Genomic DNA, 20,495 nt, shown 5'->3' with positions numbered 1-20,495 from the left:
TTGGAAATAACCTTTCACATTCTGTTGTATCCAAGCACCCTCTGCTTGCGGTGGTCCTGATAGCTATACGCATAGGGGTTAGGCCCTATTCGGTTCTTAAGCTCTTAACTGGGTTCACAATGGAAGCCTTGATACTTTGATAGCTCACGGTAATGACCGCAACGGTTATGGCCAAAAAGGCCGCTAGAGCGAACACCCACCATGGAATATCAATTTTATAGGAGAAATCCTCTAACCACTTGTTCGTGGCATACCATCCTAGTGGCAAAGAAATTAAAATGGCCACGCCCACCAACTTTAAAAAATCCATGGTGAGTTTTACCGAAATTTGCATCACACTCGCTCCAAGCACTTTGCGTACACCTATTTCCTTAACACGCTTTTCGGCATTGAAGGCAGCTAATCCAAATAATCCCAAACAAGCAATGAAGATGGACAGTACAGTGAATATGACAAAAATATTTCCCAATCTACGCTCACTCTGGTAGGAGTCGTTGAAGGAGTCGTCCATGAAATAGTAGTTAAAGGGTTCTCCCGGAACAATATTGTTCCATACATTCTCGATTTTTGAAACCGCATTTTCAAAGTTTCCAGCTTCAATTTTGATAGCCATGGCATAAGCGTTGTTCGCCAATCTTAGACTTAATGCATCTATTTCCTCCTTCATGGTTTCAAAGTGGAAATCCTTAACCACTCCTATGATGGTAAAGAACTCGGGGTTTTCAGCATTGAAGTCAGGTGAATATCTTTCCCCCAAGGCAGTCTCGGGGGTTAGTTTCATTACTTTTACAGCAGTTTCATTGACTATGATCGCCGTTGAATCATTGCCGAAATTTTCATCGAAATTACGACCAGTAACAAATTCGAATCCCATGGTAGGCACATAATCATAATCCACGCCCCAAGTTTGCATACTTACCGCATTTTCCTGATCTGTTAGCCCTTCTTCAGGAACGAAAGTACTATCACTCCGACTGGAAGGCGTTGGAAAAAAACTACTCAATGTGGCGTTTTTAACAAAGCTTAATTGCTTTACCTGTTCCTTGAACGAGTTGGCCTTGCTACCCGCAGTGTAGACATCGTTCACTACTAGTACCTGATCTTTAGAAAACCCAAGATCTTTGCTCTGTATATATTTCAATTGCTGATACACCACCAAAGTACTGATAATCAAAAACACCGATATGGCAAACTGAAAGACCACTAGAGAGTTCCTTATTTTTCCACCCCCTACACTACTTTGTCCACCTCCCTTTAACACGTTCACGGGAATAAACCTTGACATAAAAAATGCCGGGTAACTTCCTGAAAATAATCCAAGTACAATAACCCCTCCAAAAAGAATCAACCAAAAGAAAGGACTTAGAAACGGAAGTGAAATGTCCTTGTCCGCCAGCTCATTAAAAAAGGGTAGGGCCGATACGGCCAAAACCAGTGCCAAAAGCAACGATATAAAAGATATTAGACCAGACTCTACCAGAAACTGCCTTACCAAATCCCTTTTATTGGAGCCTAAGGTTTTACGGACACCAACCTCCTTGGCCCGTTTCAAGGATTGTGCCGTGGAAAGATTCATGAAATTAACAGAGGCCAAAACCACTAGAAAAACAGCGATAAAGGACAGAATATAAATACTCTGCATATCATTGTTAGAACTCATTTCGGCAACCAAATTGGAGCTTAAATGAATATCGGTCAAAAGGATCGTACTGTAATTCAAATAGTTTCCAGCAGCAGCAAATTGTTCTTCGGTAATACCAGGCATAAAACTTTGGGCCCATGGAATTAGATATTTACCCAAGAATCCTTGCAACGGTTCTTTTATACTCTCCACATCTGCAGAGGGAATTAGTTTGAAAAAGGTTTGATAGTTATTACTTCCCCAATTTACGGTCTGAGCATCCTCGTTGCCTGCCATAGCCTCGAACAAACTGTAGTCCCTAAGAAAAGAGTTATTGGGTAAATCTTCAATTACCCCTGTAACCGTAAATGGCTCTTCATTGTTCAATATTAAATCTTGACCCACCGCATTGGTCACTCCAAAGTGCTTTTCTGCAGCAGTCCTTGTCATTACGATTGAGTTTGGATTCTTTAAGGCCGTAGTTGGGTCACCAGCCAACAGCTCAATCCCGAACATTTCAAAAAAAGTGGCATCCACAAAAGTAGTTTGCTCCTCCTTGACGTTGGCTTCAGCATCTGCTTTCCTGACCAAAGCACTACCCCGAGTCCTAAACCTGGTAACCACTTCAATTTCAGAAAAATCACTTTGTAAGGCATCTGCCATTGGTGCAGGACTTACGGCATACTTTCGGGCATCGCCTCCAAATTTAATATCCGCATTAATCCTATAGATTCGGTCTGCATCCTTAAACATGGTATCATAGGTCAATTCATCATAGATATATAATGAAATAAGTAGGGCTCCTGCCATACCAATGGCAAGTCCGAAGGTGTTGAGGAAGGTAAAAAATGGTTGCTTTTTTAAACTCCTCCAAGCGATTTTGATGTGATTTTTAAACATGATCGACGATTTTTTGATTGATGCTTCCACTACCTCGGTACAGGTTGACGTAATGGATCATATAATGTTGTGTCCAATTCCGTGCCAATTAGACAATCATTTGTTTTACAGGCACTTGAATAATTTTTCTTTTTAAGGGTGTAAATTTTTTTGACAGAAAGTGTACAGTTTATTTACAGGCAGCTTCTTAAAAAAGCACTATTATCTATTTATAATCAATACATTTAAATCGGAAAACGATATTGTATTGTGCTACTCCGTTCGTAGGCTTTTGACGGGATTCGACGTAGCGGCATTAAATGCTTGAATACTTATAGTTAAAAGTGCGATGGTAACAGCGGCAAATCCCGCAATTATAAACACCCATATATTTATTGATATTCTGTATGCAAAGCCTTCCAGCCAATTCTTCATAAGATACCAAGCGATGGGTACCGCTAGAATAAATGCTAAGACCACAAGCTTTAAAAAGTCCTTTGATAAAAGGCCCACAATCCCTGATATACTTGAACCCAATACTTTTCTGACACCAATCTCCTTTCTACGCTGATCCGTAGTAAAGGCGGACAATCCAAAAAGACCAAGACATGAAATGGCAATTGCGATAAGTGCAAAAACCTTTGAAAGATTTCCAATAAGCCTTTCCTTATTAAACTTGGCTTCATAGGCGTCATCCACAAATTCATATTCAAAAGGAAATGCAGGATTGTGTGTTTTCAAAACTCCTTCTACAGAGGCAAGTGCCCGCTCGGTAGGCACTCCATTTTTTGTTTTAACGTAAAGATATCGAGCCTCAGAAGGGTCGTTAAAGAAAATTACAGGGTCACCGGAACCATACATATCATCATATAAATAATCCTTTACCACCCCAATTACCGGATAATCATTTTCCACCGTTTTTCCAATGGCACTGCCGGGACCCATGAGTTTCGCAAAGGACTCCGAAACTATTATATTGGTACTATCTTGAGCTGGGTTATCGCTAAATCCTCTTCCTTCCACCAATTGCATTCCCATGGTATTGAAAAAATTGGTACTTATTTGCCGTATAGAGACCAAAACCCCCTCTGTATTCACACCGCCTTGCCAGGATAGCCCAGAGGTATTATTTCCCCCTGATAAAATTGTAGAGTTACTAACCCCAATATTTTCAATATTGCCAGTGGCAATCATATCTTCTTCTATAGGATTTAGATTTTTTATAATATCCCCATTCACAGGTATTCTTACTACATTGTCTTTGTCGTAACCAAGATTTCTAGACTTTACATGTTGTACTTGCTGATAAACAATCAATGTGCTTATGATAAAGACAATGGAAACCACAAACTGGGCAGCCACCAACCCCTTACGGATTGCCTTTGCACCTCCAGAGGTCTTAATTGTTCCCTTCAAGACTGAAACAGGTTTGAAGGATGACAGGTAAACAGCGGGATACAATCCGGCCACAATTCCACAAATAAGGACTATAGCCAGAAAAACCATCCAATGTTTGGGGTCGAAAAAACTTATGGTGAGGGACTTTCCAATAATGGTATTAAAATAGGGCAAAACTAGCTTAATCAGCAAAATGCCCAAAAAGGAAGCAAAGAAAGAAGCCAGCAAAGCTTCGGTCATAAATTGGGACAATAATCCTTGCCTACTGGAGCCCAAAACCTTTCTTACACCCACTTCACCTGCTCTTTTTTCACTTCGCGCAGTTGCCAAATTCATGAAGTTGATACAGGCCACCAGTAAAATCACCAAAGCAATTAGACTAAAAAGTTTTACATATACTATTTGCCCGCCAACGTTTATACCTCCTTCAAAAGTTGACCTTAAGTGCCAATCCTTTAATGGATGTAAAAAGGCGTAGATTTCATCGTCTTCGGTTTTGGCAGGTAGGAGTTCCTTTACCTTCCTATTGACCTCATCAAAGTTGGCTTGGGGAGAAAGTTCTACAAAAGTGTCAGCGAAGTTGGAACCATATTCCTTTATCCATGCTTTTCCCTGGGCAAAAATTTCAAACGGAGCGACCCAATCGTATGTGTAAGTTACATTCTTGGGCAAGTCTTTATATATCCCAGCTATGGTATAAGTTGATTGGTTATTTATCCTTACAGTTTTATTGTGTGCCGCTTGACTTTCACCGAATAGGTTTTTTGCCAGGCTTTCAGAAATCAAAATTATATCGGTACTATGAAAATCTACAGCCTTACCCCCTTCTAAAAAATGGAAATCGAACATTTCCAGAAAATCGGGGTCTACGTATCTGCCGTTTTTTGTGAACGAGTGGTCCCCTACCTGAAACAATAGATTGTCCGATTTGGTGCGGGCCGCACGAACGATACCGGGAACTTCGTTTTTAAGATTCTCTGCCAAGGGTCCAGGTGTAGCTTCGAAAAACGTTCGCCATTCCCCATCGTATTTCTGATTTGTAGGCAAGTAATATATTTGATCCTGTTTGCTTATATAGGTGTCATAGTTGAGTTCATCCTCTACCCATAGCAAAATGATACAGGCACAAGTAATCCCAATGGACAACCCAAAAATATTAAGTAGGCCATAATCCTTTTTTTTCCAAAGATTCCTCCAAGCGATTTTTAGATGGTTCTTAAACATGGTCTAATTCATTTTTTGGATGGTGGCCTCGCCAATAACGATTCCCTTTTTAACTTCGGGCGAACCTTCATAGGAAATGGTAGCTTCGCCAAATGCCGTGACTTTTAGCTTGTCCTTTACCGATAGTCGATAACTACCTTCGCCATAGGCCGTTATTTTTGCCTTGTTGCAATGAACATTCAAAGTATTTACCTTGGATTCTCCATATGCGGTAATTTTTTGGCTGTCAATACTACCTTCCTTAAGTTCAAGAAAACTTTCTCCATAAATGGTCGTGGACAAATCACCTAATTTGACTTCGTTAAAATACACTTGAGATTCGCCAAAGATTTTAAGGGTAAAATCATTTTGGTCGATTGTACTTTTACAAATGAATTTTTCCTCCCCACGCAAAGACAATTCTTCCAGGTTTTTATAAGTAACCGTGGCCTTGACCACTGTGCCGTTATAGATTGGAACTTTGTAATCATAATTATCTCCCTCTATGTCTTTACTTTCCGTGTAGGTCTTGGCGCCATCTAGGTACAGTCTAAGGGTTTTGCCAATAACTTCAATATTCAATTTTGAAAGCGGTTGGGTGCTAGCATGTACTTCCACCATTTCAGTAGTACCTTCTACAAAGGTCACTTCAATATGTGGGCTTACGATCACCTTTTCAAAAGGGTCCACTACTTTTTCTAACTGGGCAGAAACCGATGTAATTGCGAATAAAAAAGTGAATGCAACTGAGATTGTTTTAAAAAATGGAATCTTACTTTTGAAAATTTTCATGACCGTTCGTTTTTTAATTGTTTTTGATTGTTTTTGATTGACCCTTTGCTTCGACTTGGGTCAGCACAAGCTCGATCAGGGCTAGTGAATAAACTCCTTTTTAAATCATGGCCCCAATTGCTCGGTTCTGGCTTTCAGTAACGATTTGTCCATCGAATAAGTTAACTACCCTATGCGCATAATGGGAATCTCTGTCCGAGTGGGTAACCATGACTATGGTCGTTCCTTCTTGGTTCAGCTCTGTTAGCAAATTCATGACCTCGATACCGTTTTTGGAATCCAAGTTACCTGTGGGCTCATCCGCCAATATCAATTTTGGATTGGTTACTACGGCACGGGAAATGGCCACACGTTGTTGTTGTCCACCGGACAATTGCTGTGGAAAGTGTTTTTCACGATGCGCAATTTTCATACGCTCCAGCACTTTCATTACCTTTTCCTTACGTTCACTCTTCCCCATTTTTAGATAGATGAGGGGTAGTTCCACATTTTCATAAACCGTTAGTTCATCGATCAGGTTAAAGCTTTGGAATACAAAACCAAGGTTACCTTTTCGCAATTGGGTACGCTGGCTTTCCTTTAGCCCACCTACTTCATGGCCCGCAAAATTGTAACTTCCATCGGTAGGGTTGTCCAACATGCCTATAATGTTCAACAAGGTGGATTTGCCGCAACCCGAAGGCCCCATGATGGCAACAAATTCGCCGTCCTCTACTTTAAGGTTCACGTTATTCAATGCTAAGGTTTCCACTTCCTCGGTACGAAAGCTCTTTTTTAAATTCGTAATAGTTATCATCATCTTTTTTTGATTTTATTGATTGTTATAAAGACACCACGACTGCGCTTGATGTGACACTTTCTAATTTATTTTAGTACGATTCTTTCTGCTTCCCCAAAACTGTCATAGTTGCTGGTGATTACTTTTTCACCTGCATCCAATCCTTCAAGCACTTCATAGAATCTTGAGTTTTGTTTCCCAATTCTGATAGGCCTTTTTAACGCTTCTTCCCCGTTTTTACCTACTACAAAAATCCATTGTCCTCCTGTACTTTGGAAAAAGCTTCCTTTTGGTATTAACAAAGCGTCATTGGATTCTCCCAATTGTAATCGTATGTTGTAGCTTTGACCAGTACGTATTGTTTCCGGTTTTTCTTCCGTAAAGACCAAATCTACCCGAAACCTTCCATTGCGGACTTCAGGATACACTTTTCTAACCCGTAAGGGAAATTCATTTCCGTTACGCTCAAGTACAGCGTTCAAATCCCTTTTCACACGGTCAATGTAATGCTCGTCTATATCCGCTTCAATCTTATAATCCGTTAGCACATTTATTTGACCTATTCGTTGTCCTTGGGAAATATTCTGCCCAATTTCGGCATCCAAAAAGCCCAATTGGCCATCTGCGGGGGCTCTAACATTTAAGTGGTCCAATCTTTGGTAGACCATCCCCAAAGTTTTCTGCATTCTTGCCAAATCATTATCCAAACCCGTCAGGGACGTTTCTCGTAACTCATCATCGTTCTCTGTCTGAAGCTTGATTATTTCATATTGCTTTTGGGACAGCTCATAGTTCTCCTTTGAGGTGAGGTAGGCTTCCTGGGAAATAAGTTCCTCGTCATATAGGGCCTTATTCTGTTCATAATTTCGCTTTAAGCGCTGAAGGTCCGTACTCGCAGTGGCCAAGGACCGCCTACCCTCCACTTGGCGAGAATCAAAGGTCAGTTTTGTAGAACGAAGGTCATTTTGTTTTAGTGCCAAATTACTTTCGCTGGCCAAAATCTGCTCGTACAGGTTCATGTTTTCCAGTTTTAGGATAATGTCCCCCTTTTTGACCATGGCACCTTCCTCGATCAATTTTTCGGTAACCCTTCCACCTTCATAAGCATCCATATAAATGGTGGTGATCGGTGCTACATTCCCGTTTATAGTGATGTAATCATCAAACTTGCCCTGGGACACTTCTGCAATGGAAAGTTTATCCTTTTCTGTTCTAAATGTGGAAATAGAACTGGCAAAAAGCAATTGATACCCCACAAATAACAACAATAACCCCAAAGCTATATACCCGTAGTGTTTGGGTCGCAATCCTTTTTTCTTTTCTAATTTAATATCCATGCTATTCTCTAATCTAATTCTAGTTAATGTTAAATACGGGAAGTCCCCTATAAAAATCTAAAGTGCTTTTATTGATTTCTGATCTTAGCCTTACTTGCAAATTCTCATTTTGCGCACTGGCGAACAGGTTTTTTGCGGTGAACAGTTCTATGGCGTTAATCATGCCTTTCTCGTACCGTTTTTGGGCAATGGTAAAGGACAATCGCTGTGCTTCCATATTTTGCCGACTCTGTTCCTTTTCCACCAATAGTGAATTGTATTCCTGAACCAACTGTTGAATGGTCTGGAAAAGCACTTGCTCCTGAACTTCCAAATTGTTTTCTTGACGTAACCTTTCAATTTTGGCCTGTTTCACCCTTGATCTTGCAGACCATCCATTACTTATGGGAACACTAAGACTGATACCGTAAAACCTAGACGTATTGTCCCTGAACTGTTGACGAAAAGGGAAGGTATTGCCCAGGGAATCCTGAAAGGTTTCAAAGTAACCTGTACCAATACCCGCGAAAAGGCTCAACGACGGATATAGGTTTCCACGGGCAACGCCCACCTGTTTCTTAGCGGCTTGTGCCCGTAGTTCCTGAGCCTTTATCAAAGGCAAAAAATCCCTAGCCTTCTCGTATACGGAATCAGATTCCATGATCCCTAAAACTTGGGCTTCTGCCTTGTGGCCCATATCCGTGATAATTTGAATGTCTGAAGTATTCTCTAGGTTCATTTCCTGTATCAGGGTTAACTTGGCCGCAGCCAATTGGTTTTCTGACTGGGTTAGGTTTAGCTCATCGGCCAATAAAAGGGATTGTGCCTCGTACAAATCGGCACCCGCCATCAATCCCAGTTCAATCTGCTTCTCCACCAGTTTATAATTGGTTTTGGAAACATCTACTTGCTCATTGGCAATGGCTACCAAGCCCTCAAAAAATTGGATGTTGTTAAATGCCTGCATTACCCTAAAGGCCAAAAGATACTTTTGTTGCAACACCTCTTCTTTAGTGGCACTGTACAATAACTTGGACGCCTTAATGGAATTTATTTTTTGAAAACCCCTGAACAAATCGATGTTGGACTGCAACGAATAGCTATTGGAAAAGAAATCCTGAACCACAAAGGTACCCGTATTGGGGTCTTCGGCCCTACCTGAATTAATGGTATAATCTGAATTGGCGTTCAAAACCGGCAACAAGTTACGTACAGACTGTCGATACGTCTCCTTATTTGAAAGATTGGTATATTCAAAATCGTTCAATTGTAAGTTATTTTCCAAGGCATAGGAGATGCATTCATCCAAGGTCCATGACTTTTGCGCCATTAGGGACGTACTCCATAATAAAAAGATAATTAGTAATAATCTTAGAAAATGTATCATACTTTTTTTGCTATGCCAAAAAACATACTATTTACATGCCACAAATACAAAAAATTGATTTTCAATACATTAAAATTTTGGTATGGTGTAAAATAATAATGTACTGTAAAATAGTTGTACAGATATTGTAAAATATTTTGACACTTACTATAAACCAATCTCCTCTATTTGTAGTTTTATCCGTATCAACCCACAAATTATTCCCAATTATGGTGGATGCAAAAATATTGGTCATTGATGACAATAAGAGTGTTTTAAGTGCTTTGGAAATACTATTGCAATTCGAGTATAAGAGCGTGCAGACCATCTCAAACCCCAATCAAATCACGTCCTTTCCAAATTTCAATTCGTTGGACATCATTTTGTTGGACATGAACTTTTCCGCTGGTGTAAATACCGGAAATGAAGGACTTTACTGGCTTCGGGAAATAAAGAAAAAAGCCCCCCACATTTCTGTAATCATGATGACCGCATACGGCGCAATAAACCTTGCCGTAGAAGCTTTAAAGGAAGGGGCATCCGACTTTATCCTAAAGCCTTGGAACAATGAACGGTTATTGACTACCGTAAAATCTGCCTATGAGCTTAGAAAAACACAAAAAGAAGTAGTACAACTTAAAGAGAAGGAAACAAACCTTAAACAGGTAATCAACCAAAATTCCAACTACATCATTGGGAATTCCAAGGCCCTGAACAGGGTGTTATCCCTGGTACGAAAGGTAGCCAAAACCGATGTGAACGTATTGGTTACCGGTGAAAATGGAACCGGTAAAGAGCTTATAGCAAGGGAGTTGCATAAATTATCCGCAAGGCAAAATGAGGTTTTTATTTCTGTGGACATGGGTTCCATTTCGGAAAACTTATTTGAAAGCGAATTATTTGGACACGTTAAAGGTTCTTTTACAGATGCAAAGGAAGATAGGGCCGGAAAATTTGAAGCGGCCAATGGAGGGACCTTATTCCTGGATGAAATAGGCAATCTTTCATTGCAAATGCAAGCCAAATTATTATCCGCCATACAAAACCGGGTTATTGTAAGAGTCGGTTCCAACAAACCCATTCCCATTGATATCAGGCTTATATGTGCGACCAATTGTAATTTGGATAAAATGGTTTCTGATGGCTTGTTTCGCGAAGATCTCCTGTACCGCATAAATACTATTCGGGTAGAAGTACCACCTCTAAGGGAACGAGAGAACGATATACTGGTATTGGCCGATTTCTATTTGAACAAATTCATCAGCAAGTACGGAAAACAGGGGCTGCGAATAAACCAACAGGCCCAAGAAAAATTGATGTCCTATGCTTGGCCCGGAAATGTACGCGAATTGCTTCATACCATGGAGAGGGCCGTCATCTTGAGCGAAGGTAATGTTTTAAAGCCTGATGATTTTTTATTGGAACCCAAAAATTCCATTAGCATGGAAAATGTTCCCAGCACTTTAGAGGAAATGGAACTGCTCATGATTACCAACGCCTTGAACAAGCATGATGGTAATTATAGTGCCGCAGCCGAACAATTGGGAATTTCAAGGCAGACGCTATATAACAAGCTTAAAAAATCCTCCAAATAAAATGGTCAGCCGTAATATATATCTTCAGTTGGTTTTAAGGATTGTCTTTATAGTCCTTACCGTTGTAATCTCTACATATCTCTTTTTCAAGGAGAGTTATGTAGGCTGCGGTATTGGCATTTTGATTATAATAGCCCAAACTTCGGCCTTGATCAATTACGTAAACCAGACCAATCGAAAAATAGCCTATTTCTTTGATGCCATCAAAAATGAAGATTTCACACTGAGGTTTCCGGAGAAATTGAGCGTAAAATCCCTGGAAGAGCTTAATCATAGTTTGAACATGCTCAATAACATGATACAGGATATCCATCTAAAGAAGCAGGCCCAAGAGCAATACTATCAGGAAATACTCAGGCAAGCGGATATTGGAATTTTCACCATAAATCCAAAGGGGCATATCCTTTTTGCCAACCCAACGGTGCAAGAGCTGCTCAACTACAGGCCATTGAACCATATAAAACAGTTGAACCAGGTAGACCAAGAGCTATACCAGCTCTTTCAAAAATTAGAACCCTTTGAAAATAGAATCTATCAACTTGGAAATGAACGGGGAAAACAGGATTTAAGTATTAAATGTACCCCATTGACCATTGAAGGACAAGATTTATTATTGGTTGTGGTGCACGATATACATCGGGAATTGGACGAAAAGGAAACGGATTCTTGGGTAAAACTGATTCGGGTTCTCACCCACGAAATCATGAACACCATTACTCCTATCACCTCAATTTCGGAATCCATCCTTAAGTATTTCAAGAAGGGAAGTTCCAATACCCATCCTACCGAATTTAGCAAAGACCAAATAAAAAATACGGCAAAAGGATTGGAGGTAATCAAGGACCAAGGGAATGACCTTATGAGTTTTGTTCAATCCTACCGTAAATTCCTTAGTGTACCAGAGCCAGAAAAAGAGCTTGTTTCCGCCAAAAAACTTTTGGAAAGGGTAAAGCTTTTGTTAGAGGAACAGACGGATGAAAATCCGGTGAAAATAGAAATTGGGGTCCACCCGAAAGAACTGGAGCTATATATTGATTCCCAACAAATATCGCAAGTGTTGCTAAATCTGGGCAAGAATGCCAAACAATCCTTGGAAGGTCAGGAGAATGGAAGGATAAAATTCATTTGTGGTATCAACGAAATGAACAAGAAGTTTATACAGGTCTGGGATAATGGAGTAGGAATCCCTCCTGAATTGTTAAATGAAATTTTTGTTCCCTTCTTCACTACAAAAAATTCCGGAACAGGTATCGGGCTAAGTCTTTCCAAACAAATCATGCGATTGCACGGGGGAAGCATACAGGTGCTTTCAGATGAAAACACGGTATTTACCTTGATCTTTGATTAATTGGTTTCTCTCAATTCTTTCCAAGGATCCCAAAAATGTTTTTCCAAATCCTGTATCTGGTTGTCCTTGACCTTAACACCTTCACTTTCCAACAATTGCTGCATGAGATTTGTTCCCTCAAAATGGTGCTTTCCCGTTAAAAGTCCCGCTTTGTTGACCACCCTATGGGCGGGAATGTCGTCCCTGGTATGGGAAGCGTTCATGGCCCACCCTACCATTCTGGCACTTCGGGCGGCCCCTAGATATTTGGCAATGGCACCATAGGAAGTAACCCTCCCATACGGAATTTGCATGGCGACCTCGTAGACCTTTTCAAAAAAATTATCGTTATCTGCCATATCACTACCTGTTTAGCACCCTTACTACGGTGATGATCAACAAAAGTACCATGAGAAAGGAAAGAATGTAGTTCGCATTTTTTTCAAACCGATTCGTCTTGTGCTCCAGTTTGTCAAAGTAAAAAACGTACAGGTACAGCACCGAAAACGTGCCCAAACCGGCCGCCAGAACAAAAATGGCAATATCCAAAAACATGAACTTGATCCAGCCCGATGCATTCCACATAATGTTGAGTCCGCTGTAGTAGGGAATGGTCAAAAAATTAAGGGTTGCCAAAAACATACCCTTGAGGTAGCTGTTTCGCTTACTGATTTTGATGGCCTTGATTTTCGTTTTTTTATTTCGTTTGGCCGCCACAAAAAAATAGACCGCCAAAGCTGCAAAGACAGCAATGGCAACTTCCAAAAGACGGGAAACAACTTCAGGATTCCTATCCAAAAATTTAGAGATGAATACCGCAATGGTGGCCTGCAACATAATAACGGTGGACACGCCCAAACTAAAGATAACACCGTTCAATTTATCCTTTTCCACACTGGTCTTGGCGGCATTTAAATTGAGAAGCCCGGGTGGTACAGTGGCCATAAAGGCCGCCGAATAGGTAGCGAAGAAAAGAATGAGTAAATGTTGCATCTACTTAGTGTATCCTAAATTGGATATAGGTTATGGGTTTGCCTTTCTCAAGATACTGATTTTCATAGAATGTCTGAATTTCCAGAACATCCTTGGGACTACCCTCATTTTTATACACATCGTGATTGGCGTAGACAACCTCCAGTCCCAAACCATGCAGGAGTCCCAAGGTATACCCGTGCATGAATTCGCTATCAGTCTTAAGATGCATCAATCCATTGGGGGCCAAAATACGCTTGTACTTTTCCAAAAAGGCCGCGTTGGTCATCCTATGCTTGGTCCTTTTGTACTTTATTTGGGGATCGGGAAAGGTGATCCATATTTCCGAGACCTCTTCCTTACCGAACAAAAGGTCCACCAGTTCTATTTGAGTCCGTAAGAAAGCGACGTTTTGCAAACCTTCCTCCAAGGCGGTTTTGGCTCCCCTCCAAAATCGGGCACCTTTGATATCGAGGCCTATGAAATTTTTATTGGGATTTTTTTTTGCCAGTCCTACCGTATATTCGCCCTTACCGCAGCCCAGTTCCAAAACAATTGGGTTATTGTTTTTAAAGTGTTCCTTCCAATTTCCTTTCAGTACAAAACCATCGGTAACTTCTTGCCGAGTTGGCTGTATCACATTTGAAAAGGTTTCGTTCTCCTTGAATCTTTTTAGCTTGTTCTTGCTGCCCACTTGGTTCCTTTTATAATGGCAAAGCTAATAAAATTGATTCCGGTCACTATTTTTTGGAGTTGGTATTTTCGGTTTTACTTTTCTCCAGGGTGAAGGAAAATTCGGAGCCCACATCCTCAGAACTTTCCACGTAGATTTTTTCTCCGTGTGCCTCTATTACATGCTTTACGATAGATAGACCCAGGCCACTTCCTCCTTCCTTTCTGCTTCCACTAGGGTCCACCCTATAGAAACGTTCGAACAATCTGGGCAGGTGATTCGCCGGGATGCCCTCGCCGTTATCGGTTACCCGAACTATAACTTTATTCTTGACCAAATTCTCCACACTTACCTCCGTAGTACCGTTCTCGTTACCATATTTAATGGAGTTTACTAAGAGATTGGTCAATACCTGCTGGATTTTTTCCTTATCGGCATATACCATGATCGGGTTGGGATAGACCATATCAAAGGTGAGGACAATTTTCTTTTTGCTGGCCTTCATTTCCAAGAGGTCGAACACATTTTGAATGAGCTCCACAATATTGAAATTCTCCTTTTCCAAACGCAGATCGCCCACTTCTAGTTTGGTGATCAAATCCAGGTCCCGTACAATGTAAATAAGCCGCTCCACTGCCTTGTTGGCCCTGGAAATATATTTTCTTCGGATATTTTTGTCCTCTATGGCCCCGTCCAAAAGCGTTTCCAGATAGCCCTGTGCGGTGAACAATGGAGTCTTTAGCTCGTGCGACACATTGCCCAAAAAATCCTTACGATACTCTTCCCGGATCTTAAGCGTATCGATTTCTATCTTCTTGTCCTTGGCGAATTTCTCTATTTCCGCGGTCAAGGTGCGCATGTCGGTAGTTACGGGGTTGGTTGCCAAGGGCGTGGACTCCAACAGTTCCACATCGTCATATATTTTCTTGATACGGCGGTATATGAAGCGTTCAATTCTGAACTGAAGGGCCCCGAAAGAAAAAATAAAAATTAGCAAGGAGGCAATGGCCAAAAACATCCAGTTCATTATGTTGAAGAGCCACAGCAGACTCCCAATAACAAAAAAGGAAATAACGCCTATATAGAAAGCAGACCTGAAGGCAAACCTATAGGACTTTTTGGATCGAATGGCCATTATAATACAAACTTATAGCCTACCCCTTTAACGGTCTTAAAGTGATCTTCTCCTATTTTTTCCCGTAGCTTACGGATATGTACATCGATGGTCCTTCCGCCAACGACCACCTCATTGCCCCAGACCTTATCCAGAATTACCTCGCGTTTGAATACTTTATTGGGTTTTGAAGTGAGCAGGGCCAAAAGTTCAAACTCCTTCCGAGGGAGTATTATTTCCTCGCCCTGATTTATAATCTTGTATTCTTCCCTGTTGATTACAATATCACCAACTTTTGTAATATCCTCCCTGGGACCCTCCTCTTTGGATAACCTTCTTAAGAGCGCATTTACTTTGCTCACCAATACCTTTGGCTTTATGGGCTTGGTAATGTAGTCATCGGCCCCGGCATCAAAACCGGCCACTTGGGAGTAATCCTCTCCGCGTGCGGTCAAGAAGGTAATTATGGTATTTTCCAATCCGGGTGTCTTCCGCATTATTTCACAGGCCTCAATACCGTCCATTTCAGGCATCATAACGTCCAGAATAATAAGATCCGGCTGCTTCTTTTTTGCTTTGGTAACGCCCTCAGCACCGTTTTTGGCCGTGATTATCTCATACCCCTCGGAAGAAAGGTTGTAACTCAAAATCTCCAAAATATCCGGTTCGTCATCCACTAAAAGTATGGTAATATCCTTTTTCTTCATCTTTTCCTATGGTTTGGTCTTTTTAGGTTTGAGGCAACTAAAAGTATTAAAAAGCAATGGTTTAGCAGTATCCCCAATCGATTTTTGGACGTATTTATGTTTCAAAAGTAAAGATTAAACCCGTATGACAAAATCGCTTAACGTTGATTTAATATAGTAACATTAGGTTAACCTTTTTGCAATCCATATTTAACATGCGCGTAACCCGACTTTTACAACCCCTATCGTTCTTTGCGGCGTAAATCAAATAATACTATTATGAAAATTAAAAACGTAAATTCTATGAAAAAGCTATTGGGTCTTTCCCTTGTATGTTTTTCATTGGCCTTTGTTGCCTGTAGCGACGATGATGGTCCTGTTGATCCTGTTGTTATTACAGATGAGGACTTTGATAATGACGGAATAAATGACGATGTCGACAACTGTCCTGGTACCGCGAATGCTGACCAAGCAGATTCGGATGGTGATGGTATTGGGGACGTTTGTGACCCAACCGATAATGGTGCTACCGACCCAGTTGGACAAACTGTTGTAGTAGATAGCGATATTACTGAGGACACTACCTGGAGTGCTGATAATCTTTATAATTTGGATGGTAGGGTATTCGTTACCAACGGTGCTACCTTAACTATTGAAGCTGGTGTTATCATCAAAGCAAACGCAGGTTCCGGTGTAAACGCATCTGCGCTTATCGTAACAAGAGGAAGTAAGATTGAGGCGGTAGGTACTGCCAACGCTCCAATTATTTTTACATCTGCGTCAGACAACATCGCTTACGGCGAAACTGCGGGTACTAACTTAACCGAAAATGATAGAGGTCTTTGGGGAGGTTTGATCGTTTTAGGTAACGCTCCCGCCTCTTTTGACGGTGATGCAGTTGCAGCACAAATTGAAGGGTTGCCAACAGATACGGATGGTGATAAAGGTTTATATGGCGGTACTGATCCAGCCGATGATTCCGGTACGCTTCAATATATCTCTATTCGTCATGGCGGCGCCTTGATCGGGGAAGGAAATGAAATCAATGGTCTTACTTTGGGAGCCGTTGGTACAGGAACTACTATTGACAATATTGAAGTTGTAGGTAATGTGGATGACGGCATCGAATTTTTTGGTGGTACAGTAAACGCTACTAACCTTTTCGTTTGGGCACAAGGCGATGACGGTTTGGATATTGACCAAGCCTATTCCGGTACTATCGATAATGCCATGGTCGTTCAGGGAGCTATTTCCGATCACGCCTTGGAAATTGATGGTCCTGAAGGATCACTACAGGGAGCTTATACATTAACAAATGCCACTTTGGTGGGTCTATCCAACAATGTTGAAAATGGAGAAATAGCCGACTTCCGTTCCAATGCACAAGGTACTAACAGTAACATCTTGGTTACAGGCTTTACAGGAATAGGTACAGACCTTCAGCTATCAGATGTAGAATTGGACAATGCGGGTGTTGCGGCCAACTACACTGCAGGAACTTTAGTTTTCACCAATTGGGAAATCGTATTGCCAACAGGCGTAGCTACCTCTGCTGAAATCTTCAATGATACAACGGATAGTACCACTTTTGAAGCGGATGCCGCTACATTCTCATCGGCTGTTACCGAAGGTACAACCGGAGCGGATACTTCTGCTTTTGCTTGGACATACTCCAATGCCAAAGCAAGCTTGGGCTTCTAACAAATACATAAAATCAAGTATATATACTTTAAATTAAACAGTTGCTCGTCTTACGATTTTGGTAAGGCGAGCAACTTAATTTCTATATGAATACCTGTTATAACTCAACTCACATGAAAATTAAATCGCTTTTAGTTTTACTTGCCGCATTTTCCATACAGTCCATTCTTGCACAAGAAGGCATTATTTCGGGAACAGTGATGGATGGTGAATTTAATGACGTATTGCCTTTTGCGAATATTACAATAAAAGGCACTACCAAAGGAACGACCTCGGATTTTGATGGAAAATACGCTTTGGAGCTAGAGCCCGGCACGTATACCGTAGTATTTTCGTTTTTAGGATATGAGACCAAGGAAATCTCCGAGGTAGTCATCGCCCAAGGTGCGGAGGAAATAATCGATGTTACCTTGAATCCACTGCCAAACGCTTTGGATGAAGTGGTGGTAACCACTACGGTTTCCAAAAACACGGAGGCCTCCGTACTTAATCTACAAAAGAACTCGGTAGCCCTTCTGGATGGTCTGTCCATTCAAAGTATTAAAAAATCAGGTGCGGGAGACATCGCCAGTGCCATAAAGGCCGTGCCCGGTGTATCCGTACAGGGAGGAAAATTTGTCTATGTTAGGGGTTTAGGTGACAGATATACAAAGTCCATTCTTAATGGTGTGGACGTACCCGGATTGGATCCAGATAGGAACACTCTTCAATTGGATATCTTCCCTACCAATATCTTGGACAACATTATTGTGGTAAAATCCGCAACGGCTGACCAACCGGCCGACTTTACGGGAGGTGTTGTGGATATTGTGACCAAAGATTTCCCTTCAAGGGCCGAGTACAGCGTGTCAGCAGGTCTTGGGTATAATTCTTCCATGCATTTTAAGGACAATTATTTGACTTATGATGGCAGTGTTTCAGACCCCTTGGGATATGATGGAGGAAAGCGGGATTTGCCCATTTCACAAAATTTTGAAACCCTATTGCCACAACAAAATGGACAGGTTGCAAGAATTACCACACAATTGTTCGACTCCAACTTAAAGGCCCTACAGGAGCAAAGCGGTATGGATTTCAGTTTTGGCCTTACGGCCGGAAACCAATACAATGCGAATGAGGATGGCACCAAAAAAATTGGCTATTTGGCATCCCTATCCTATAGAAACAATACGGAGTTTTACGAAAACATTGTCAACGGTCAAGTCTTTCGCAAACAAGATCAAGACCCCTCCGTTTTGGAATTGATTGACGATAGAACACAGTCCGGCGACGTGGGTGTCAATAATGTACTGATTAGTGGTTTAGCTGGTGTTTCCTTTAAAGGCAGGACATCCAAATACAAATTGAATGTTTTACACATACAGAATGGGGAATCAAGCGCTGGCTATATTAGGCAAGATAATTTCAGTGTAAATTCCAATACGATTTTTAAGGATGTGCTGACCTATACACAACGATCCATTACCAACGCATTATTAAATGGCGAGCACTCCAACGAGGATGGATCTTGGAAAGTTTCATGGAAACTTTCTCCAACATTCTCAAAAATATACGATAAAGACCTAAGAACAACACCGTTTAGGTTCAATACAGAAACTGGAAACTTTTCCATCTCTCCCAGTGAATCTGGTGAACCTAGCAGGATTTGGAGGGATTTAGAGGAAATCAATCTCGCAGGAAAACTGGATTTTTCTAGAAGGCATCAATTTTTTGGTAGGGAGGCGAAATTAAAGTTTGGAGGAGCCTACACCTTAAAACAACGGGAATTTGTAGTGGATCAGTTTTCACACCCCGTACAATCAAGACAAGGTAATTTCAGCTTGGGCTTTGGCGGCGATGCGGACCAGGTATTGGCCCCTGAAAATATCTATAATCCAAGTACTGGCGAAGGAACCTTTGTGCGAAGGGATTCCAATATTTCTGATTCCTTTGACTCCGAAATGTCCGTTGCCGCCGGATACGTAGGTGATGAATTTAAACTATCGGAAAGACTCAACGCCATACTGGGCGTACGTTTTGAGAAGTTCGACCTTTATTATTCTGGCATTAACCAGGACGGGGAGGTTTTTGACAATGTGAACCTATTGGACAAGGCGGATTTCTTTCCATCGGCCAACCTTATCTACGACCTTAACGAAGAGGCAAGTAGGAAATTTAGGGCTTCCTTCAGCAGCACCACGGCAAGACCTTCTTTCAAGGAAGCTTCCAATGCCCAGATTTTTGATCCTGTTTCCAGTACCTTTTTTATTGGAAATATCAATATCCAGCCTACCTATATAAATAACTTTGATTTACGATTTGAAGCCTATGGCGAAAGGACCAACTTCTTTGCTGTTAGTGCCTTTGCAAAGACCTTTGATGATCCCATTGAACTTTCCTTCATCCGGGAGGCACGAGGTCAGTTCATTCCCCTGAACTTGGGAGATGCCGTGGTTTTTGGTGGTGAGCTGGAATTTAGAAGAAGTATGGACTTTATTCCTGGCTGGCAGGATTTTTCCTTTAATGCCAATGTTTCCTTAATCGAGTCCCGTCAATCCTTTAGTGAAGATGAAGAGGAAGCAAGAAGGGACAACTTGAGGGAAGGTGAGGAATTTAAGGATTATAGAACATTGCAAGGCCAATCACCCTTTCTGTTAAACGTTGGATTCAACTATGACAACAATGACAATGGATGGCAAGGTGGCCTAGTCTATAATGTTCAAGGGAAAACCTTGGAAATTGTAGGAAATGGGGATATTCCAGATGTATTTACCCTGCCCTTTCACAATCTAAAATTCAATTTGAGCAAAGAGTTTGGCGAGGAGAAAAACAGCAAACTGACCCTTCGTTTTGAAAACGTGCTAAATGACAAGATTGAAAGCGTGTACCAATCCTTTGGTGCTACGGATAGGCTATTTTCATCTAGATATCCAGGTCAGGCCATCTCCTTGGGATATAGCTATCAATTTTAATATTGATTAGAGAATTTAAAAAAGCCCGTCCCGATACCATTCGTGGACGGGCTTTTTGCATTTCATCGAAAAATTTAAAGAAAGAGTCCTATCCTATTGACGTCCAGAGGCTATAATTCCTAT

Annotated in this window: 15 protein-coding genes; 4 read left to right on the top strand and 11 right to left on the bottom strand. The window is 41.2% G+C overall.

Translation table 11 applies throughout. The features are described 5' to 3' along the window. Positions 1 to 85 precede the first annotated feature (85 nt). From F0361_RS08440 to F0361_RS08415, 6 genes are all read right to left on the bottom strand, one after another. Positions 86 to 2,521: an ABC transporter permease gene (locus F0361_RS08440; protein WP_154918014.1), complete on the bottom strand. Its 2,436-nt coding sequence runs from the start codon at positions 2,519 to 2,521 to the stop codon at positions 86 to 88. A gap of 252 nt (positions 2,522 to 2,773) precedes the next feature. Then, on the bottom strand, positions 2,774 to 5,122 hold the full coding sequence (locus F0361_RS08435; RefSeq protein WP_154918013.1) for an ABC transporter permease: 2,349 nt from the start codon (positions 5,120 to 5,122) through the stop codon (positions 2,774 to 2,776). Between the two features lie 3 nt (positions 5,123 to 5,125). Continuing rightward, a complete protein-coding gene (locus F0361_RS08430; RefSeq protein WP_154918012.1) occupies positions 5,126 to 5,893 on the bottom strand; it encodes a head GIN domain-containing protein in 768 nt (255 codons plus the stop codon). Positions 5,894 to 5,993: 100 nt separating this feature from the next. Continuing rightward, positions 5,994 to 6,689: an ABC transporter ATP-binding protein gene (locus F0361_RS08425; protein WP_138257340.1), complete on the bottom strand. Its 696-nt coding sequence runs from the start codon at positions 6,687 to 6,689 to the stop codon at positions 5,994 to 5,996. 68 nt (positions 6,690 to 6,757) lie between these two features. After that, positions 6,758 to 8,008, bottom strand: coding sequence for an efflux RND transporter periplasmic adaptor subunit (locus F0361_RS08420; RefSeq protein WP_138256977.1), 1,251 nt, complete (start codon positions 8,006 to 8,008; stop codon positions 6,758 to 6,760). A 19-nt stretch (positions 8,009 to 8,027) separates the two neighbouring features. Then, positions 8,028 to 9,374 carry a TolC family protein gene (locus tag F0361_RS08415; RefSeq protein ID WP_154918011.1) on the bottom strand — a complete coding sequence of 449 codons (1,347 nt, stop codon included), beginning with the start codon at positions 9,372 to 9,374 and terminating at the stop codon, positions 8,028 to 8,030. Between the two features lie 209 nt (positions 9,375 to 9,583). Between F0361_RS08415 and F0361_RS08410 the strand changes: the two genes are divergently transcribed. Together F0361_RS08410 and F0361_RS08405 are read left to right on the top strand one after the other, a co-directional pair. Continuing rightward, a complete protein-coding gene (locus F0361_RS08410; RefSeq protein WP_138256975.1) occupies positions 9,584 to 10,948 on the top strand; it encodes a sigma-54-dependent transcriptional regulator in 1,365 nt (454 codons plus the stop codon). A 1-nt stretch (position 10,949) separates the two neighbouring features. After that, a complete protein-coding gene (locus tag F0361_RS08405; RefSeq protein WP_154918010.1) occupies positions 10,950 to 12,296 on the top strand; it encodes a sensor histidine kinase in 1,347 nt (448 codons plus the stop codon). Here F0361_RS08405 and F0361_RS08400 read toward each other — a convergent pair. From F0361_RS08400 to F0361_RS08380, 5 genes are all read right to left on the bottom strand, one after another. Next, on the bottom strand, positions 12,293 to 12,634 hold the full coding sequence (locus F0361_RS08400) for an MGMT family protein (RefSeq protein ID WP_138256974.1): 342 nt from the start codon (positions 12,632 to 12,634) through the stop codon (positions 12,293 to 12,295). The genes F0361_RS08405 and F0361_RS08400 overlap by 4 nt on opposite strands. Positions 12,635 to 12,638: 4 nt before the next feature. Further along, positions 12,639 to 13,268 (bottom strand): LysE family transporter, encoded by a 630-nt coding sequence (locus F0361_RS08395; RefSeq protein ID WP_154918009.1) that lies wholly within the window; start codon positions 13,266 to 13,268, stop codon positions 12,639 to 12,641. A 4-nt stretch (positions 13,269 to 13,272) separates the two neighbouring features. After that, positions 13,273 to 13,941, bottom strand: a complete 669-nt coding sequence (gene trmB, locus F0361_RS08390; protein ID WP_154918008.1) for a tRNA (guanosine(46)-N7)-methyltransferase TrmB — start codon at positions 13,939 to 13,941, stop codon at positions 13,273 to 13,275. Positions 13,942 to 13,987: 46 nt separating this feature from the next. Next, positions 13,988 to 14,938: a sensor histidine kinase gene (locus tag F0361_RS08385; RefSeq protein WP_394349869.1), complete on the bottom strand. Its 951-nt coding sequence runs from the start codon at positions 14,936 to 14,938 to the stop codon at positions 13,988 to 13,990. Between the two features lie 116 nt (positions 14,939 to 15,054). Then, positions 15,055 to 15,741: a response regulator transcription factor gene (locus F0361_RS08380; protein WP_154918006.1), complete on the bottom strand. Its 687-nt coding sequence runs from the start codon at positions 15,739 to 15,741 to the stop codon at positions 15,055 to 15,057. 282 nt (positions 15,742 to 16,023) lie between these two features. Here F0361_RS08380 and F0361_RS08375 point away from each other — a divergent pair, with 282 nt between their 5' ends. Both F0361_RS08375 and F0361_RS08370 read left to right on the top strand, forming a co-directional pair. Then, positions 16,024 to 17,421, top strand: coding sequence for a thrombospondin type 3 repeat-containing protein (locus tag F0361_RS08375; protein WP_161598220.1), 1,398 nt, complete (start codon positions 16,024 to 16,026; stop codon positions 17,419 to 17,421). A 113-nt stretch (positions 17,422 to 17,534) separates the two neighbouring features. After that, on the top strand, positions 17,535 to 20,372 hold the full coding sequence (locus tag F0361_RS08370) for a TonB-dependent receptor (protein WP_154918004.1): 2,838 nt from the start codon (positions 17,535 to 17,537) through the stop codon (positions 20,370 to 20,372). Positions 20,373 to 20,495: the final 123 nt, after the last annotated feature.

This window comes from Maribacter flavus (genome assembly GCF_008386635.1).
Lineage (GTDB): Bacteria > Bacteroidota > Bacteroidia > Flavobacteriales > Flavobacteriaceae > Maribacter > Maribacter flavus.
Note: the sequence above shows the minus strand (reverse complement) of the source record. Positions and strands in the feature narration are given on the sequence as shown.

Coding starts and splice junctions, on each gene's coding strand:
- F0361_RS08440 (WP_154918014.1), bottom strand. CDS start 2,521: ATGTTTAAAAATCACATCAAAATCGCTTGGAGGAGTTTAAAAAAGCAA.
- F0361_RS08435 (WP_154918013.1), bottom strand. CDS start 5,122: ATGTTTAAGAACCATCTAAAAATCGCTTGGAGGAATCTTTGGAAAAAA.
- F0361_RS08430 (WP_154918012.1), bottom strand. CDS start 5,893: ATGAAAATTTTCAAAAGTAAGATTCCATTTTTTAAAACAATCTCAGTT.
- F0361_RS08425 (WP_138257340.1), bottom strand. CDS start 6,689: ATGATAACTATTACGAATTTAAAAAAGAGCTTTCGTACCGAGGAAGTG.
- F0361_RS08420 (WP_138256977.1), bottom strand. CDS start 8,008: ATGGATATTAAATTAGAAAAGAAAAAAGGATTGCGACCCAAACACTAC.
- F0361_RS08415 (WP_154918011.1), bottom strand. CDS start 9,374: ATGATACATTTTCTAAGATTATTACTAATTATCTTTTTATTATGGAGT.
- F0361_RS08410 (WP_138256975.1), top strand. CDS start 9,584: ATGGTGGATGCAAAAATATTGGTCATTGATGACAATAAGAGTGTTTTA.
- F0361_RS08405 (WP_154918010.1), top strand. CDS start 10,950: ATGGTCAGCCGTAATATATATCTTCAGTTGGTTTTAAGGATTGTCTTT.
- F0361_RS08400 (WP_138256974.1), bottom strand. CDS start 12,634: ATGGCAGATAACGATAATTTTTTTGAAAAGGTCTACGAGGTCGCCATG.
- F0361_RS08395 (WP_154918009.1), bottom strand. CDS start 13,268: ATGCAACATTTACTCATTCTTTTCTTCGCTACCTATTCGGCGGCCTTT.
- F0361_RS08385 (WP_394349869.1), bottom strand. CDS start 14,938: ATGTTTTTGGCCATTGCCTCCTTGCTAATTTTTATTTTTTCTTTCGGG.
- F0361_RS08380 (WP_154918006.1), bottom strand. CDS start 15,741: ATGAAGAAAAAGGATATTACCATACTTTTAGTGGATGACGAACCGGAT.
- F0361_RS08375 (WP_161598220.1), top strand. CDS start 16,024: ATGAAAAAGCTATTGGGTCTTTCCCTTGTATGTTTTTCATTGGCCTTT.
- F0361_RS08370 (WP_154918004.1), top strand. CDS start 17,535: ATGAAAATTAAATCGCTTTTAGTTTTACTTGCCGCATTTTCCATACAG.